Annotated in this window: 15 protein-coding genes; 5 read left to right on the top strand and 10 right to left on the bottom strand. The window is 64.3% G+C overall.

Annotated elements, in window-relative coordinates; all coding sequences use genetic code 11:
* Positions 1–15: 15 nt before the first annotated feature.
* The 8 genes from FHW92_RS06070 to FHW92_RS06035 all read right to left on the bottom strand — a co-directional run bounded on the left by FHW92_RS06070 (position 16) and on the right by FHW92_RS06035 (position 10,625).
* Positions 16–918 carry an XrtA system polysaccharide deacetylase gene (locus tag FHW92_RS06070; RefSeq protein WP_246869974.1) on the bottom strand — a complete coding sequence of 301 codons (903 nt, stop codon included), beginning with the start codon at positions 916–918 and terminating at the stop codon, positions 16–18.
* Positions 919–958: 40 nt separating this feature from the next.
* Positions 959–2,167, bottom strand: coding sequence for an XrtA/PEP-CTERM system-associated ATPase (locus FHW92_RS06065; RefSeq protein ID WP_168602368.1), 1,209 nt, complete (start codon positions 2,165–2,167; stop codon positions 959–961).
* A gap of 20 nt (positions 2,168–2,187) precedes the next feature.
* Positions 2,188–4,209 carry a preprotein translocase subunit YajC gene (locus tag FHW92_RS06060; protein WP_168602367.1) on the bottom strand — a complete coding sequence of 674 codons (2,022 nt, stop codon included), beginning with the start codon at positions 4,207–4,209 and terminating at the stop codon, positions 2,188–2,190.
* A 15-nt stretch (positions 4,210–4,224) separates the two neighbouring features.
* A complete protein-coding gene (locus FHW92_RS06055; RefSeq protein WP_168602366.1) occupies positions 4,225–5,325 on the bottom strand; it encodes an AAA family ATPase in 1,101 nt (366 codons plus the stop codon).
* 10 nt (positions 5,326–5,335) lie between these two features.
* Positions 5,336–6,865 carry an XrtA system polysaccharide chain length determinant gene (locus tag FHW92_RS06050; protein WP_168602365.1) on the bottom strand — a complete coding sequence of 510 codons (1,530 nt, stop codon included), beginning with the start codon at positions 6,863–6,865 and terminating at the stop codon, positions 5,336–5,338.
* 15 nt (positions 6,866–6,880) lie between these two features.
* On the bottom strand, positions 6,881–7,525 hold the full coding sequence (locus tag FHW92_RS06045) for an XrtA/PEP-CTERM system exopolysaccharide export protein (RefSeq protein WP_168602364.1): 645 nt from the start codon (positions 7,523–7,525) through the stop codon (positions 6,881–6,883).
* Positions 7,526–7,830: 305 nt separating this feature from the next.
* Entirely contained in the window at positions 7,831–9,060 is a 1,230-nt protein-coding gene (locus FHW92_RS06040) for a pyridoxal-dependent decarboxylase, exosortase A system-associated (RefSeq protein ID WP_168602363.1), read from the bottom strand.
* Entirely contained in the window at positions 9,057–10,625 is a 1,569-nt protein-coding gene (locus FHW92_RS06035) for an acyl-CoA ligase (AMP-forming), exosortase A system-associated (RefSeq protein WP_168602362.1), read from the bottom strand. The genes FHW92_RS06040 and FHW92_RS06035 overlap by 4 nt, the downstream gene beginning before the upstream one ends.
* Before the next feature lie 26 nt (positions 10,626–10,651).
* Here FHW92_RS06035 and FHW92_RS06030 point away from each other — a divergent pair, with 26 nt between their 5' ends.
* The 4 genes from FHW92_RS06030 (at position 10,652) to FHW92_RS06015 (ending at position 13,584) form a co-directional block, all read left to right on the top strand.
* The gene (locus FHW92_RS06030) at positions 10,652–11,671 is read left to right on the top strand and encodes a GNAT family N-acetyltransferase (RefSeq protein WP_349237652.1); all 1,020 of its coding nucleotides are present in this window, start codon (positions 10,652–10,654) and stop codon (positions 11,669–11,671) included.
* 120 nt (positions 11,672–11,791) lie between these two features.
* Complete coding sequence (locus FHW92_RS06025) at positions 11,792–12,055, top strand: acyl carrier protein (protein WP_168602361.1); 264 nt, start codon at positions 11,792–11,794, stop codon at positions 12,053–12,055.
* 54 nt (positions 12,056–12,109) lie between these two features.
* A complete protein-coding gene (locus FHW92_RS06020) occupies positions 12,110–12,802 on the top strand; it encodes a hypothetical protein (protein ID WP_168602360.1) in 693 nt (230 codons plus the stop codon).
* Positions 12,802–13,584, top strand: a complete 783-nt coding sequence (locus FHW92_RS06015; RefSeq protein ID WP_168602359.1) for a hydrolase 1, exosortase A system-associated — start codon at positions 12,802–12,804, stop codon at positions 13,582–13,584. Before FHW92_RS06020 ends, FHW92_RS06015 begins: the two co-directional genes overlap by 1 nt.
* A 20-nt stretch (positions 13,585–13,604) precedes the next feature.
* On the opposite strand, the gene trxB is transcribed toward FHW92_RS06015, so the two are convergent.
* On the bottom strand, positions 13,605–14,594 hold the full coding sequence (trxB, locus tag FHW92_RS06010) for a thioredoxin-disulfide reductase (RefSeq protein WP_168602358.1): 990 nt from the start codon (positions 14,592–14,594) through the stop codon (positions 13,605–13,607).
* Between the two features lie 175 nt (positions 14,595–14,769).
* Here trxB and FHW92_RS06005 point away from each other — a divergent pair, with 175 nt between their 5' ends.
* Positions 14,770–15,510: a hypothetical protein gene (locus tag FHW92_RS06005; RefSeq protein ID WP_168602357.1), complete on the top strand. Its 741-nt coding sequence runs from the start codon at positions 14,770–14,772 to the stop codon at positions 15,508–15,510.
* Positions 15,511–15,543: 33 nt separating this feature from the next.
* On the opposite strand, the gene pobA is transcribed toward FHW92_RS06005, so the two are convergent.
* Entirely contained in the window at positions 15,544–16,713 is a 1,170-nt protein-coding gene (pobA, locus tag FHW92_RS06000; RefSeq protein WP_168602356.1) for a 4-hydroxybenzoate 3-monooxygenase, read from the bottom strand.
* Between the last annotated feature and the right edge of the window lie 39 nt (positions 16,714–16,752).

Raw genomic sequence — 16,752 nt, 5'->3', positions numbered from 1 at the left:
GGCGAAAAGGCGCGTTCACCGCTTGAACTCCACCAAGCGTAAAACCTCGGTTGCCGCCACGTTATCCATACGCCCCCATGCGAATTCTTTGAGCATTCGCCGTAGTTTAGTCTCCATCCCGTCAATATTTGTATAATGACGCAGACGACTTTTCAGCGGAGCATTGGCAACACGCGGTTGCTGTGTGTCGACTTCCCAGGGGTGGAAGTAGAAGATGATCGGGCGCTCGTCCTGGGTATTGACGCGGCGCATCGCCCATTGGCTGAAGGCATAGGGCAGCACGCGGAAGAAACCGCCGCCGCCCGCCGCCATGCGCCGCCCCATCGCCTCGACGGTCGTGACGGGGATTTCGATCAGATCGGCCCCGGCCACCGGGCGGAACGCGAAACGCGGTGCCTCGCGCCAGCCATAATGGTCATGGGCGATGGGGGCCACGCTGCTGGAATAGAGATAGCCTTGTTCTCCAAGGATTTCATGCGCCCATGGGGTGCGGGTGTCGATGGAGAAGCTGGGCGCGCGATAGCCGATGACCCGCGCGCCCGAGGCATCCTCCAGCGCCTTGCGCGCATCGCCGATGTCGCGGGCAAAACCGGCGGCATCCATCGTGAAAACGCGGGCGTGGGCCCAGCCATGGCTGGCCAGTTCATGCCCCTGCTCCACAATCCGCCGCATCAGCGCCGGGTGGCGCGCGGCCACCCAACCCAGCGTGAAGAACGTGGCCTTGACCCCCAGTTCCGCGCACATATCGAGCAGGCGGTTGGTGTTCACATCGACCCGGCAGGCCAGACTGTCCCAATCGGCCGGGTCGATCACCTTTTCAAAAGCGCCGACCTGAAACCAATCCTCAACATCGACCGAAAAGCCGTTGAGCAGCCCGGTCTTGGCAGGCCCCTTTACCAGCGGCATCTCGGCCACCATACATCTGTCTCCCGGCCCTGATGAAATCTTGCGCAGTGGATCAGGCGGCGACGCGCTGCGCCTCGTCGCGCTCGATCCATTCAATCAGCATGGTCAGCGTGTGGCGGATCGTGCGGTCCTGCTCGATCAACCGGCTTTCCAGCTTGGCCAGACGTTCCTGCATCACCTCGATGGCGGCCTTGTGGGCGGCATCCGCGCCTTCCAGCCCCGATGTGTCGCCCTGATTGGCCAGTTCGATCACGGCCTGCTGCAACTCGGCAATCTGGCCGTCGCGCTGGGCCAAAGCGGCCTGAAGCTGGGTCAGCCCTTCGGCGGCGAATTGGGCCGGGGCGGTGGCCTGCGCTGCATTGGGCTGCGGCGTGGTGGGCAGCGTCAGACCCTGCGCGGCGGCGGTGGCGGGCGTGGGCTGGCTGGGCGCGGGGGCGATCTGCAGACCGCCATCGGCCGTCAGCTCGGCCAGCACCTGCGCCAGCATCACGCCGTCAAGATGCTGGCGCTGTTCGACTGCGCCAAGGATCAGCAGGCGGTTGACGATCTGGTTGATCCGGCGGGGCACACCGGCCGTTGCGGTGTAAAGCTCGTCAAAGACGCGCGCATCGAAGGTCGGATTGCCGTTCCACCCCACCAGACGCAGCCGGTGCATGATGTAGGGCTCCATTTCGCCCGGCTCCATCGCGTCGAGGTGATGGGCCGCGATCACGCGCTGGCGCAATTGCTCAAGGCCGGGGTGGCCCTGCAGGCTTTCACGGAATTCGGGCTGGCCCAGCAGCAGAATCTGGAGCAGCGGATGGCTGCCAAGCTGGAAGTTCGAGAGCATCCGCAATTCTTCGAGCGCGCCCAGAGCAAGGTTCTGCGATTCGTCCACCACCAGCAGGCAGCGGCGCCCCGCGCGCGCCTCGTCATGCAGGAATTTCTCGATCGCGCCCAGCGCGCTGGCCTTGTCCTGCCCCGGCACGCTCAGCCCGAAGGCCTGCGCCACAACATGCACCAGCTCGCCGCTGTCCAGACGGCTGGTGACGATCTGCGCGGCAGTCAGGCGGTTGCGGTCGATCGTGGCCATCAGATGCGCCACCAGCGTCGATTTGCCCGCACCCACCTCGCCGGTGATGACGATGAAGCCCTCGCCCTGCGCCAGGCCATAGCCCAGATAGGACAGCGCCTTGCGATGGGTCAGGCTCTCGAAATAAAACGCCGGGTCCGGGGTGAGCTGAAACGGACGCCCGGTGAAACCATAGAAATTATCGAACATTCTTGCTCTCCCCAATGGGATCAGAAGGTGTAACGCATACCAAGCGCGGCCGCCGTGCTCCACAGGTCATCGGCCTTTTCGCGGGTGATCCCGTCCAGAGCCAAGGATGCGGTCGCCGTCAGGTGGCGCGACATGTAATACTGATAAAGGCCCACGGCGCGAATGGCGTTGATGTCGCCCTGCGCGGTGTTGAGGCCGCTGATATACTTATACCCGTCCAGCGTGGCGCCAAAGGTCGAACGCGGCGTCACGTGATAGCCCAGATAGGTCGAGACCCAGTAATACTGGTCCACCTTGCCGTTGATATTGGCCAGAATGGTGTTGGGCGCGGTGATGTATTGGCGGCGCTCATAGCCAAAGCCGATACCGCCGCGCAGGCGGCTGTGGTCAAACGAATAACCGGCCGAAAAGCCATTGCCGCGATAGACCGTGGAATTGACCGAACCAATCGACCCGGCAAGGCAATTGCCCGAAGTCGCTGCCGCAACGCAGCTCGACAGATTGCCGGTGATCGCATCGCGCACGGTGGAAAATTGCGTGGGCAGGTTGAAGAGCGAGTTGGTCAGCGCCCCGCCAAAGCCCGTCACGCCCTGATATACCACCAGATTGAAGCTGGAATGATCGTCGGGCTGATAATTGATGAAGCCATAGCCGCCCAGACGGCCATAACGCTCGCCCACATGGAATTCCATGTTGGTGCGGCGGCTGGGGCGCCAGACAACGCCCGCATCCCAGATCAGCCCTTCGGTGTCGAAGGCGATCTGACGGCCCTGCGAGTAATCAGTGACATAGCGGCCATTGGCGTCGACCACCACATTGCCCGCGCTGTCGAATTTGGCGTTGCGCGCCGAAACCCGCACATGCTCATAGCCCGCGCCGCCCACCAGCGACACGTCCTCGGCCACGGGGATGGTGATCGAGGCGCGCGCGTGCTTGTCGCTGACGCGCTGGGTCAGGTTCGAAACGTCTTCCTGATAGACGCCCGCATCCACGCCAAGGCCGACGGGAAGCCCCTCGCCCGGACGGTTGCCAATGGCAAAGCGACCCTCCTGAACCGTCGAATGGTCGAGCCGGTCCACGCCCGCCGAAACGCCGTTGGCCGTCACATTGCCCTGCGAATTGAGCGCGGTGTAACCGGCATGATAATGCGCGGTCACGGCCACATCGCCCTTTTGCGTGGCCAGCGTCGGCCCGGCATAGACCGAGTAAACCTGCGTCAGCGAATCCGCGCCCACCGCGCTCGATCCAAAGGCCGCGCCGGTTTCCGTCACATAAGTGCGGTTGGCAAAGCCGCCGTAATCGACGCGCAGCGCATTGGGGACGATGGAGGAGGACATACGCGCAATGCCCGTCACGCCATCGGTGTTGCTCTTGCGGTTCCAGGTAAAGCGGCGCTCGTAACGCACGGAAATCACGCCCTGATTGTTGCGCCCGTTGATCGTGGCGTCGGCGCCCGCCGCCAAGGTCGAATAGGTGACGACATCGTCATTATAGGCAAGGCCGCTGCGCGAACCCAGATTGGCCTGCACCACCTGCGCGGCCTCGATATAGGGGCGGATCGCCAGACGGCGCTTGTCCACCGTGCCCTGATCGAACACGCCAAGGCGGCGCGGCTTCATCGTGGTCTTGCCGCGCGTGGAATTGTAATCGTCGTCCGAATAGGCCGCCGAGGCCAGATCGCCGCTGCTGTAGGCCGCGCCGTAATAGCGGCCCGCGCGGTCGGCCGGGGTTTCGCGGCGGTTGGTGTTGCTGGTGCGCAAACCATCGGCCTGCGTATAGGTCACGTCATTGTCATAGGAAAAGGGCGTATAGGGATTGGCCCCGATCGCCTGATCCTGCTGGACCACGCCCTGCGCGCCATTGTCGCGGCTGTTGTCGGTGGTCTGGATGGTGTTGTCGGCAAGATTGGGGGCGATGGCCTGCATCGCCGCATCGTTCAGACCCTGGGTCTGAGCGGCGGTCTGGCGGGGCTGGGCGGCGGCCACCTGCGGCAAAGCCGCAAGCACCGCGCCCAGCGCCAGAACAGAAATCCGATGAGGCATCGCCCGCATGATCAATTACCCGCGATAGTTGTGATAGGTGCCGAAGCGACGGCCGCTGGGGCTGAACTGCACCCCGTTGAGCAGCGCCTGCACATTGGGACAGCCCGCCGAGAGCAGCCCTGCGGCGTCCTGCACCGCGCTCCCCGAGGTCTTTTCAGCCTTCACCACCAGCACGGTCTGGGCCGACAGCTTGGCGACCTCGACCGCAAGGGCGGCGGCCAGAACCGGCGGCGTGTCAAACACGACCACGCGGTTGGGGTGTCCTTCGACCAGCCGGGCCAGCACCGCCTTGGCGCGGGCCGAGGCCAGATATTCGGAGTCCGACGCCGTCGGGCGGCCGCCCGGCAGCACCGAAAGCCCGCCCAGATCGGTCTTGATCACCAGATCGCGCACATCGATGCGCGGATCGGCAATCGCATCGACCAGACCCGGACCCGAAGGCAGGCCCAGCGTGGAGAGCACCGAGGAGCGCGCCATGTCGAGATCGACCAGCACGACTTCGCTGTCCTTTTCCGCCGCGATCGACATGGCAAGGTTGATCGCCACGAAGGTCTTGCCTTCCTCGGGCAGAGCCGAAGTCACCAGGATCGCCTGAGCCTCGACCCCGGCGCCCTGACGGCGCAGGTCTTCGACCTGTTCGAGAAGCTGGCGCTTCACGATGCGGAATTCCTCGACCTGCGCATTGGCCGCACCGCCCGGCACCGCGAAACCTTCAAGCGCAAGGCGCTGGTGGTTGATGCGGTGAAAGGCTTGCGCCGGAGCAGCGGGCGCATGGGCAGGCTGCTGGGGCGCAAATTGGGAGGCATGAGCGCCCGGATCGCCATAAGTCTGCCCGCCATATTGCGGCGGCGGGGCGACCGGGGCCACGATCGGTGCCGGGGCATAAGCCTGCGGATTGACCGGCGCTTGCGGGTTGACCGGCGCATAGGCCTGCGGCTGGGCGGCGGCGATCCCTTGCGGCGCCTGCGGCGTCAGCGATGGGGGCAGCAGATCGGCCGGACCCGAAGGCGGCACGAACTGGCCGCGATCGAAGGCCTGCATCGCGCGCTGGATCAGCGAGCTGTGCGATTCTTCCGGCTTTTGCGAAAAGTCCTGATTCTTGAGAGGTTCGTTCATGTCATCCTCCTCAGGCGATCGTGCCGCGCTGGATGAATTCCATCGCCAGCAGCAGGGCAAACACACCGCCCAGAGCCGCCGATGCAGCGTAGAAGTTGCGGGTGCGGCGCGCCTTGCTGGCGGCGCCCTCGGCGGTCAGCGTCTGCGAAATGGCGCCCAGCACCGGCAGACCCGTCGAACGCTCCAGCTTGCTCGTGGTCGAGAAGCTCGACTGAAGCTCACCGGCGGCGAAAGCCACGCCAATCCCGGCCACAATGCCACCTGCCAGAACGATCAGCAGCAACAGCGGACGATTGGGCGCGGTGGGCGCACGGGGCAGAACCGGCGGATCGAGCACATCGACCTTGGCCGTGCCGCGGGCCGAGACGACCTGACCCTTGAGGCGCAGGTTTTCGCGGTCGGTCAGCATCTTGTCATACTGACTCTTCAGCACGTCATAGTCGCGGCTGATGTTCTGGGCTTCCTGCATCAGTTCGGGGTTGGTGAACTGCTGCGAGGTGATCTGGGCGATTTCCTGCTCGGAAGCGGCGCGGCGGGCCTGCAGCGATTGCAGGTTGGCCTGCCGTTCGGCGCGGATCGATTCGAGCGAGCTGTAGGCCGGGTTCGGCGTGCCCGAGGCGACGCCCGAATTGCCTTCCGCCTTGATCTGCTGGCGCAGCGAGACGATCTGGTTGCGCGCGGTGATCACGTCGGGATGGTTTTCGGTCAGCCCGCGAGCGCGCATCATCGCCAGATCCGACTGGACCTGAGCAAGCTGGCCACGCAGGCCGCCGGTCGGGCCGGCAACGGCCACGGTCTGGGGCGTGCTGGCGACCTGCGCCTGGATAGCGGCCAGCGAGCTTTGCGCCGCGGCGATGTCAGCGTCCAGACCACGGATCGAGGCGCGGCTCTGTTCCAGACGCTGGATCAGCGAAACGCCGCCCTGCGCCAGTTCGGGATGCTGCGATTCAAAGGCCAGACGGCGCTGTTCGGCGGCCTGAAGCTCGCCCTGACGGTTGGCCAGCTGCTGGTCGAGGAACTGAAGCGTCTGCTTCATTTCGCCCTGACCGCCGTTCTGGTTTTCCTCGCGGAAAATGTCGATCAGCTTCTGGACGATATCGCGCGACAGGCGGGCGTTTTCGCCATCGGAATAGCGCATCGAGGCCGAACGCGCGGTGATCGTGAACAGATTGTCCTGATCGGCGTTGATCTTGATCGCCTTGCCAAGGCCCGCCACGGCGCCGTCCATCTGCTTGCGCGTGGTGATGTTCTCGCCCAGACGGGTCGAGCGGATCACGCGCTCCAGATTGAGCGTGCCGGTCAGCGAATCGCGCACCTTGTCGATGGCGGCCTTGCGGTCGGTGTCGTTGATGCCGACCTGCGCGGCCAGCGGATCGTAGAGCTGGACAAAGATGCGCGCGCGCGATTCATAGGTGTTGGGCACCATCGAAACGCCCAGCCAGCCCAGAACGCACACCACCCACGCCACAGCGAGCGCAAGCCAGCGGCGTTGCCAGATACTGTGCAACGTGGCCCGGAAATCTTCCAGAAGCGTATTCATCGGATGGCCCCCTGCTTAGAAGATGCTTTCGGGGATGATGATCACATCGCCCGGCATCAGCATCACGTTGGCCTTGGAATCGCCCTTCTTGAAAAGGTCGCCCAGGCGCAGCGAAAATTCCTTCTGCTTGCCGGTGGCCTTGTCGAAGCGAACCAGCTTCGAACGGTTGCCGGCCGCAAATTCATTCATGCCGCCCACCGCAATCATCGCGTCCAGAATGGTCATGTTCGCGCGATAAGGGATCGAGGCGGGGCGCCCGGTGGCGCCGACGATGCGGATCTGTTCAGAGAACGTGCCAGCAAAGCGGTTGACGATCACCGAGACCAGCGGGTCCTGAATATACTGACTGAGCTGAAGCTGGATGTCCTGCGCCAACATGCTGGGCGTCTTGCCCGTGGCGGGCAGGTCGGCAATCAGCGGCGTGGTGATGCGGCCATCGGGGCGGACCTGGACGCGCGCGCCCAGTTCAGGATTGCGCCAGACGAACACGGTCAGTTCGTCCATCGGCCCGATCACGTAATCCTCGCCCGGCCCTTCCTGAAGCGCGACAAAGTTGGCGGAGGGCAAACGCGGGGCGGTTCTAGCGTCGGCGCAGCCCGCCATGGCGACGCTGGCCAGCGCAGCTCCGCCAAGCAGCGTTGCAAAACTCTTGCTCGACATGGTCCTTTTCCTCGACGGCGCCGTCCGGTTGCCCAACAGGATGCATTCCTGATGGAAGGTACGGCAGTTCAAGGTGCGGTATGGGCAAGAAGGGTAAAGATCCGGTTAGCCATTGCGGCACGCAATCGGCCAAATCCGGCCTTTTTGGATAGTGGTCCCAGATAGGGACAATTGCCGGAAACTTCTTAACAGCCGGGATTCTTGCGGCGTCTTGGCGCGTCTTGCGCAAAACTTTGCCCGATGCGCGTCAGGCAAAGTAAAGCCATATTGGTAAAGGCGAAGCCGTCGTGACTAGGAAACAATACCTACACCATCATCTCGCGCGCCGGGCCCTGTCCGAGGAAGGCCGAAGGGCTGGCGCTGGCCCCATAGGCGCCCGCGCAGAACACCGCGACCAGATCGCCCACATCGGCATGGGGAAAGCCCGCCTTGTCGGCCAGCCGGTCAAGCGGGGTGCAAAGACAGCCCACGACGCTGGCCTCTTCAACCGATTCGGCGCCGAATTTCGTGGCAATGGCAACGGGATAGTTGCGCCGCACAACCGTGCCGAAATTGCCGCTGGCGGCCAGTTGGTGATGCAATCCGCCATCCGTCACCAGATAGACTTCGCCATGACTGATCTTGCGATCGACAATACGGGTCAAGTAAACCCCAGCCTCACCTACCAAATAACGGCCCAGTTCGATGCAGAACTGCGTTTCGGCCAGAACGTCAGGCATCTGTTCAAATTCGCGCGCCAATGCCTCGCCTACACGCTTCGCATCGACAGGCGTGTCGCCGGGGAAATAGGGAATGCCCATGCCCCCACCCAGATTGCAATGCGGCAAGCCAACGCCCGCCTCCTCGGCCAGCCGGGCGGCCAGTTTGATGGTCTGGGCCTGTGTCTCGATGATCGCATCGGTATAGAGCGATTGCGACCCGGCGAAGATGTGAAATCCGCGCCACTGCGCCCCTGCCGCAACGATTAGCCGCGCCAGTTCGGGCACGCGCTCGGCATCCACGCCAAAGGGCTTGGCCCCGCCGCCCATCTTCATGCCCGATCCCGCAAGGCCGAAATCGGGGTTTACCCGTATCGCCAGCCTTGGAGTCTTGCCGATTCGCTCGGCAATCTTCAGCGCGCGCTCCGCCTCGCCTTCGGATTCCAGATTGAGCGTGACCCCGCGCATGATTGCAGCCTGCAATTCCATGTCGCGCTTGCCCGGCCCGGCAAAGCTGATCCTCTCAGGGTCCAGCCCCGCCTCGAGCGCCATGCCCAACTCGCCGCCGCTGGCAATGTCGAACCCATCCACCAGCGTGCCCATCAGCCGCAGCAGGGGTGCAAAGGGATTGGCCTTCATCGCATAATGGATGGCCAGCCGGTCCGGCATCGCCGCGCGGAGATCCGCCACCCGCGCGCGCAGCATGGCGCCCGAATAGACAAACAGCGGCGTTGCCCCCCCGCTCTGCGCGATCAGTTCGGTGACCTTGGCCCCGTCAATCGTCAAAACTCCGTCACGCCCGGCAAAACCCGCCGGAATCGGCCCCAAAGGCTTCATGCATCACGCTCCCGCGAGGTGGCCTGATCGACGGCAATCTTCCATTCCAGCATTTCCTGATACAATCCTGTGCGGTCCAATTTGCCATTGGGGCTGATGGGCATGGCCTCCTTCCAGTGGATCACCGAAGGCTGCATGAAATTGGGCAGATCGGCCTTCAACCTTCGGGGCAATTCCTCGGCCGGGTTTTGCGCGCCCGGCACAGCGCGCACCACCAGACAGACCGCATGGCCCAGCCGATCATCGGGCAGGCCCAGCGCCACCGCCTCGGCCGCCAATCCGGTGGCGATGGCGGCGTCCTCGATTTCCTGAGGGCTGATGCGGTTGCCCGCGGATTTGATCATCGCATCGCGCCGCCCCACAAAATAGAGCAGCCCCGCCGCATCGCGCCGCACGCGATCCCCGCTCCACACCGCCATGCCGCCATAGGTGCTGGCTTCCGGCGCGGGCTTATAGCGCTCTGCGGTGCGCGCCTCATCCTGCCAATAGCCCTTGGCCACCAGCGGGCCGCAATGGACCAGCTCACCTTCCTCATCATCCCCGGCGATGGCGCCATCATCGCGCACCACCAGGATTTCGGCATGGGGGATCGCGCGCCCCATGCTGGTGGGATTTGTGTCGATCAGCGCGGGATCGAGGAAGGTCGAACGAAACGCCTCGGTCAATCCATACATGGCGAACAGGCGCGCATCGGGAAATATCCCCCGCAGGCGGTGCACCAGATCGACCGTCAACGCCCCCCCGCTGTTGGTCAGCCGCCGCAATTTGGCGGCCACATGCGCGGGCCATTCCTGCTCGGTCAATTGCACCCAGAGCGGCGGGACACAGGCCAGCGTGGTCACATCATGGCGATCAATCGCCTTCACCACATCGCGCGGCATCAGATAATCGAGCGGCACCGCGCTGGCCCCGGCATACCAGTGCGAGAGCAACTGGTTCTGCCCATAATCGAAACTCAAAGGCAGCACGGCGAGCGCCCGGTCATCCTCGCGCAGCTCCAGATAGGCCGCCACACTCTGCGCCCCCAGCCACATATTGGCGTGGGACAGCATCACCCCCTTGGGCCGCCCGGTCGAACCGCTGGTATAAAGGATCGCGGCCAGATCATCGGGATCGCCTTGCGAAGGCCCCAGCGGATCGAAACCACGGCTCTCCTCAATCGCCTCACCCTCGCCCATGGTCGGGCAAGGCGCATCGCCCGCCTCCAGCGAAGCCAGCCGCGCGGGCGTGGCGATCAGCAGCGCCGCCCCGCTGTCGGCCAGAATATGCGCCACCTGCGCCCGCTTGAGCAGCGGATTGATCGGCACATGCACCATCCCCGCCCGCGCCGCCGCCAGAGGCATCAGGCAAGTCAGTTCGCCTTTGGCCGCCCAAGTGGCGATGCGCGCGCCCGGCTCCGCCCGCGACGCCAGCCATGCCGCCATCGCACCGACACGCTCTGTTAAATCCTTATAGCTAAGAACACCTTCGCGCAGCACGAGAGCCGGAGCCTCATCCCTGCCCCGGATCGCCAGATGGTCCAGCGGCAAAGGAGCGGTTTCGAGCGGAATACTGTGCTGTACCATGGATTTTCCCGATTTCGGACAGGCTTGTGACCCGGCTCAGCTATCACGCTAACCTTAACGAACTGCAAGGCGATTATGCGCTGGGCGCGCTGCTGCGTGCCCCGGTTGCGCCCGGCCCTTTTGACCGGCTGGAATGGTTTGCGGGTCTTGCCGAACTGGGCGGGGTGCGCCCGTTGCTGGGTGTGGCGCGCAATGGGGATGATGTCGCGGTGCTGCCGCTGGCCTATCGGGATGATGGGCTGGGACCGCTGGCCAATTGGTATGCCTTTACAGTGCGGCCGCGCGTCTCGCCGGGGGCCGATGGGCTGGGGCTGCTTACGGCGCTGGCGCGTGACTTGAAGGGGCGCACGGGGCGGGTCACGCTCTGGCCAGTGCCGGATGAGGATGGCGAGGCCGCCCTGCTGGAGGCTGCCTTTGCCCGCGCGGGTTGGTTTGTCGAGCGCGTGCCTTGCGACACCAATCACTTTCTGCGCCTGAACGGGCGGTCCTATGCGGACTATCTCGCCGCTCGCCCCGGCCCTTTGCGCACCACGTTAAAGCGCAAGGCCAAGAAGGTCTCGATCACCCTCTATGACGCCTTTTCCGATGCCGCATGGGATGATTACGAGGCCATCTATGCGCAAAGCTGGAAGCCGGAGGAAGGTTCGCCCGCCCTCTTGCGCCGTTTCGCGCAGGAAGAAGGCGCGGCGGGCCGCTTGCGCATGGGCGTGGCCCATGGCGAGATCGACGGCGTGAACCAACCCGTTGCCGCCCAGATGTGGACCGTCGAAAACGGCACCGCCTATATTCACAAGCTGGCCTATATCGAGGCGGCCAAGCCGATCTCGCCGGGCACCAGCCTGTCGGCGGCGCTGTTTGAACGGGTGATCGACGGCGACCATGTACATACCGTTGATTTCGGCACGGGCGATGATCCCTACAAACGCGACTGGATGGAGGAATCCCGCCCGCGCTACCGAATCACCGCCTATCACCCGCTGCGCCCCGGCCAGTGGGGGGCGATCGCCAAATCGGTGCTGCGTCGGTGGTTTGATAGGCCCAGATGATTTAACCCAAATAATTCGGCGTCGATAATTTGGAAACCAAATGCCGCTATGCAGCCAAGGCTTGAGGCAAACCCACAGGGCGGCTACCGGGGCATGGTGAATTAAACCTACAGGACTCTCATGCAAGACGATACCGACCAACTGCTCCGCGCCATCCTGCGCGATGTGCTGGGGCTGAAACCGGGCCAGGCCGAGGCTTTCACCGCGCAAACCGGCCTGTTTGGCCATCTGCCCGAACTGGATTCGATGGCGGTGGCCGGGCTGCTGACGGAGATCGAGGACCGTCTGGGCATCATCGTCGAGGATGAGGATGTCGATGGCGACATGCTGGCCGATTACGGCTCGCTGCTGAATTTCGTGACGGAGCGCCGGAGCGCGACCTGAAACGAAGAACCGGCGCGGCCTGAACCCATATAAGGAATTGTTCGGTTGCGAGAAATGACCCAATGGCCCTGCCCGCTGCCGGGCGGCGGAACGGTGGAGGAATGGGCTTTGGCGCTGCGCCCCGAAGGCGCGCCCAAGGCCTGCCTGTTGATCGTTCCGGCGCTGTTTGACGAGGGCAACAAGCTGCGCCGCTTTACCGTCGAGGTGATGCGGCGGCTGGCGGCCAGCGGGATCGCCTGCGTCTTGCCCGATCTGCCGGGGCTTAACGAAAGCATCCTGCCGCTGGAGGCCCAAACGCCCGGCGACTGGCAGGTGGCGATGGAGGGGGCCGCGCGCCATTTCGCGGCCAGCCATATGCTGACCATTCGCGGCGGGGCGCTGGCCGCGCCGCGCGGGGTGCCGGGATGGTATTACGCCCCGGTGGCCGGGGCCAGCCAGATGCGCCAGATGCTGCGCGCGCGCATCCTTGCCGCGCGTGAGGCGGGGCGCAGCGAAACGCAGGACAGTCTGCTCGAAGCCGGGCGGATGCATGGGCTGGAACTGGCCGGATATCGGCTGGGAGCCGATTTTATCGCGGAATTCGGCGGATTGGTCGCGCGCGAGGAGCCCGCCGTTCAGACCATCACGCAGGACGGGCTGGGCGGCCCCGGATTGTGGCTGCGCCCCGAACCGGGCGAGGATGCAGGCCAAGCCGATGCTCTGGCCGCGATCATCGCTGTCGCTCTGGCCCAGCGGGAGACGGCGTGATGCGCCGGATGCTGAGTTTCCCTTGCGAGGGCGCCATGCTCTTCGCCACGCTCGACCTGCCCGATGCGGCGCCCACCACCGGCCTGTTGATCGTTTCGGGCGGCAATGAAATCCGCAGCGGCGCATGGGGCAGCCATGCCCGCATTGCCGAGGGCGCGGTGGCGCAAGGCTATGCCGCATTCCGTTTCGACCGGCGCGGCGTGGGCGACAGCGAGGGGGCCAATGGCGGGTTCCAGTCTTCCGCGCCCGATCTGGCGGCGGCGATTGCGGCGTTTCGCGCGGCGGTGCCGTCCATGATCCGCGTGATCGCGCTGGGCAATTGTGATGCAGCCAGCGCGCTGATGCTGTCCTCGGGCGCGGGGGTGGATGGGCTGGTGCTGTCCAACCCCTGGACGTTTGAGGAAGAGAATGCAGGCCCCTCGGTGCAGGCCCTGCGCGCGCATTATCGCAAGCGGCTGGTCAATACCGATGCCTTGATGCGCCTATTGACGGGGAAAGTTTCGCTGGCCAGCCTGTTTGGCTCGCTGCTGCGTCTGGCGCGGCCCGCGCCGCCGCCTGCGCCTCTGGTGCAGCAGATGCGCGATGGGCTGGCCGCTTTTGCCGGGCCGGTGCGGCTGCTGCTGGCGGGCAATGATTCGACCGCGCAGGCCTTTGCAGGCGTATGGGATGGCAAGGATGCGCGCATCGCCCGCTGCGACGGGGCCAGCCATTCTTTTGTCGAACCCCATGCGCGCGAATGGCTGATGGATCAAATCATCGGGGCGTTAAAGGGCGGCGCGTAAACCCGCCGCCCTTTATGCCATCAGGCGTCCGCCCCCGCGACATCTGCGCCCGCCTGCGCCGCAAAATCCAGCGCGCCGACAAAGCGTTCCGCATCCAGCGCCGCCATGCAGCCCGTGCCCGCCGCCGTCACGGCCTGACGATAGGTGTGGTCCATCACGTCGCCAGCCGCAAACACGCCCGGGATCGCGGTCTTGGGCGTGCCAGGCTGAACCACGATATAGCCGCTCTCGTCCAGCTCCAGCTTGCCCTTGAACAATTCGGTGGCGGGTGCATGGCCGATGGCCACAAAAGCCCCCTGCGCCGGTTCGACCGACTTTTCGCCCGTGACCGTATCGACCAGCGCCAGACCCGTCAGGCCCGCCCCGCCGATGGCGCCATCGCCGACGAATTCCTCGACTTCCTTGTTCCACAACACCTTGATGTTCGGATGTGCAAACAGGCGGTCCTGCAGGATCTTTTCCGCGCGCAAAGAATCGCGGCGGTGGATCAGCGTCACGTCCTGCGAATGGTTGGTGAGGTAAAGCGCTTCCTCGACCGCCGTATTGCCGCCGCCGATCACCACGACCTTCTTGCCGCGATAGAAGAAGCCGTCGCAGGTGGCGCAGGCCGAAACGCCCTTGCCCGAAAATTCCTGCTCGCCCTTGGTGCCCAGCCACTTGGCTTGCGCGCCGGTGCAGATGACCAGCGTGTCGCCTTCATAGACATCGCCCGAATCGCCAATCGCGCGGAACGGCGGACCCGACAGGTCGATATCGACAATCGTGTCCCACATCATGCGCGTGCCCACATGCTCGGCCTGCGCCTGCATTTCCTGCACCAGCCAGGGGCCCTGCACCGCTTCACGGAAACCGGGATAGTTTTCAACGTCGGTGGTGATGGTCAATTGCCCGCCGGGCTGAAGCCCCTGCACCACGATAGGGTTCAAACCCGCCCGCGCGCCATAGATCGCCGCGGTCAGCCCGGCCGGGCCGGAACCAATGATGAGCATCCGAGTAGTATGCGTTGCCATGCGATTCTCACTTTCCTAACCGCGCCGAGATAGGCAGGAGTTGCAAGGAAAGCCAGTATGGCGCTCTGTTCCTTGGCCCAATATTCGCTATAGTGCGGCCAAGTCTGGATTTTGTTCACGCAGTTTAGAACCGGCCATGATCATTCGCCCTCTCCTCTCTGGCCTTTGCGGCCTGATGTCCGCCGCCCCCGCCTGTGCGCAGGAGATGCCTGTCCGCTGGCCCGAGGCGCTGCAGGGCAGCATCGACATGCGCGAGGAAACCTCGGTCGAGGAAACGGCCATGGCCATTGCCGATGAAACCGGACCGGAACTGGAACGGGCGATGGATGCGGCACTGGCCATGAACATTGCGGCCACGGGGCAATATACCGGATTTTCGCCCGACAGTTGGGGCGGAACCGTGAATGGCCGCGCCATCGTGGTCAACGGCGCCAAGCATGGCAAGAACGACATGTTCCCCGATCCGGGCGTCAAGTTTCAGGATCTGGGCACCTACAAGCTGGGCGATCCCAGCCTGCTGGCCGTGGGCATCGAGCAACGCTTTGCCGATGCGCGCAATATGGCCACCAATGTGAAGCTGCGCCATATGTCCGGCCCGGTCGATCTGCAGGTCGATGTGAAGGGCAACAAGTCGCTGGCCAACCCCAACCCCATGCATCTTTCCTATAATTCCAGCGCGTTTTATCGGCTCAATTCGGCGCTGGCGCTGGGTATGGTGGCGCGGGGCGATCTGGGGACATTCGACAATTTCGCGCCTCTGGCCCGGCATGATGCGGGCGCGGTGGCCCGGCTCAAACTGCTGGGCAAGGACAAGTCGCTCTCGGCCGAAACCGGCTATGACATGCGCCTGGGGCCGGGCAGCGCGAACCAGCCGAACCGGACCTATGTCAATCTGAACTTCAACTGGAAACTGTAAGGGGCGGAAGGTTTCCCCTCCGCCCCACGGGTATTATACAGGCAGGCCGACGTAATTTTCGGCAATGCTGGTCTGGGCCGCCTTGCTGGTGGCGATATAGTCGAGCTCGGCCACCTGCATCGCGCGCTCGAACGGGCCGTCCTCGGGGAAGCGGTGCATCAGCTTGGTCAGGCTCCAGCTGAAACGCTCCGACTTCCAAACGCGGGCCAGCGCCTTGGCGGAATAGCCGATCACGGCATCATTGTCGGCGCGGCGGAAGAAGCCGACCAGCGCCTCGGCGGCATAATGCACGTCGGACGCGGCAAGGTTGAGACCCTTGGCCCCGGTGGGCGGCACGATATGGGCCGCGTCCCCGCACAGCAGCAGGCTGCCATGGCGCATCGGTTCGAACACATAGGAGCGCAGCGGGGCGATGCTCTTTTCGATGCTGGGCCCGCGCGTGATATTGGCCGCCGCATCCGGGCCAAGGCGGATCGCCAGCTCGTCCCACACACGATCATCCGACCAATCCTCGATCTTTTCGGTCAGCGGCACGTCGACATAATAGCGGCTGCGCGTATGCGAACGCATCGAGGCCAGCGCAAAGCCGCGCTCGTGGTTGGCATAGATCAGCTCGTGGTTGCAGGGCGGCACATCGGCCAGAATGCCCAGCCAGCCGAAGGGATAGACCCGCTCGAACTCGCGCGCGACGCTGGCGGGAATCGCCTTGCGGCTGGGGCCGTGGAAGCCGTCGCAGCCCACGATGAAGCGGGCGTCGATGCGCTGCTCGGCCCCGTCCTTGGTGTAGGTGACATAGGGCGCTTCGGATTCGATGTCATGCAGCGCAACGTCGCCCGCCTGATAGATCACCTCCAGCCCGCGCGAGGGGGCGGCATCCATCAGGTCCTTGGTGATCTCGGTCTGGCCGTAAACCACCACGGTCTTGCCGGTCAGGTTCGCCACATCAATGCGGATCAGGCGTTCGCCATCGGCCAGATTGAAGCCTTCCTCGACAAGGCCCTCGGCCTTGAGGCGCGCGTCCAGACCAAGGCGCTCCATCAGGCCAACGGTGATCTGTTCCAGCACGCCCGCACGGATGCGGCCCAGCACATAATCGCCGGTCTGGCGTTCGAGCACCACGCAATCGACGCCTTCGGATTTCAGCAAATGGCCCAGCAGCAGACCCGCAGGCCCGGCGCCAATGATGGCGACCTGAGTTTTCATGGATTTATCTCCCTAATTCCACCTACAGCCTACGTTGCG

The sequence above is a fragment of the Novosphingobium sp. SG707 genome, assembly GCF_012275515.1.
In the GTDB taxonomy this organism is placed as follows: Bacteria; Pseudomonadota; Alphaproteobacteria; order Sphingomonadales; family Sphingomonadaceae; genus Novosphingobium.
Note: the sequence above shows the minus strand (reverse complement) of the source record. Positions and strands in the feature narration are given on the sequence as shown.

Coding starts and splice junctions, on each gene's coding strand:
- FHW92_RS06070 (WP_246869974.1), bottom strand. CDS start 918: ATGGTGGCCGAGATGCCGCTGGTAAAGGGGCCTGCCAAGACCGGGCTG.
- FHW92_RS06065 (WP_168602368.1), bottom strand. CDS start 2,167: ATGTTCGATAATTTCTATGGTTTCACCGGGCGTCCGTTTCAGCTCACC.
- FHW92_RS06060 (WP_168602367.1), bottom strand. CDS start 4,209: ATGCCTCATCGGATTTCTGTTCTGGCGCTGGGCGCGGTGCTTGCGGCT.
- FHW92_RS06055 (WP_168602366.1), bottom strand. CDS start 5,325: ATGAACGAACCTCTCAAGAATCAGGACTTTTCGCAAAAGCCGGAAGAA.
- FHW92_RS06050 (WP_168602365.1), bottom strand. CDS start 6,865: ATGAATACGCTTCTGGAAGATTTCCGGGCCACGTTGCACAGTATCTGG.
- FHW92_RS06045 (WP_168602364.1), bottom strand. CDS start 7,525: ATGTCGAGCAAGAGTTTTGCAACGCTGCTTGGCGGAGCTGCGCTGGCC.
- FHW92_RS06040 (WP_168602363.1), bottom strand. CDS start 9,060: ATGAAGCCTTTGGGGCCGATTCCGGCGGGTTTTGCCGGGCGTGACGGA.
- FHW92_RS06035 (WP_168602362.1), bottom strand. CDS start 10,625: ATGGTACAGCACAGTATTCCGCTCGAAACCGCTCCTTTGCCGCTGGAC.
- FHW92_RS06025 (WP_168602361.1), top strand. CDS start 11,792: ATGCAAGACGATACCGACCAACTGCTCCGCGCCATCCTGCGCGATGTG.
- FHW92_RS06020 (WP_168602360.1), top strand. CDS start 12,110: ATGACCCAATGGCCCTGCCCGCTGCCGGGCGGCGGAACGGTGGAGGAA.
- FHW92_RS06015 (WP_168602359.1), top strand. CDS start 12,802: ATGCGCCGGATGCTGAGTTTCCCTTGCGAGGGCGCCATGCTCTTCGCC.
- trxB (WP_168602358.1), bottom strand. CDS start 14,594: ATGGCAACGCATACTACTCGGATGCTCATCATTGGTTCCGGCCCGGCC.
- FHW92_RS06005 (WP_168602357.1), top strand. CDS start 14,770: ATGTCCGCCGCCCCCGCCTGTGCGCAGGAGATGCCTGTCCGCTGGCCC.
- pobA (WP_168602356.1), bottom strand. CDS start 16,713: ATGAAAACTCAGGTCGCCATCATTGGCGCCGGGCCTGCGGGTCTGCTG.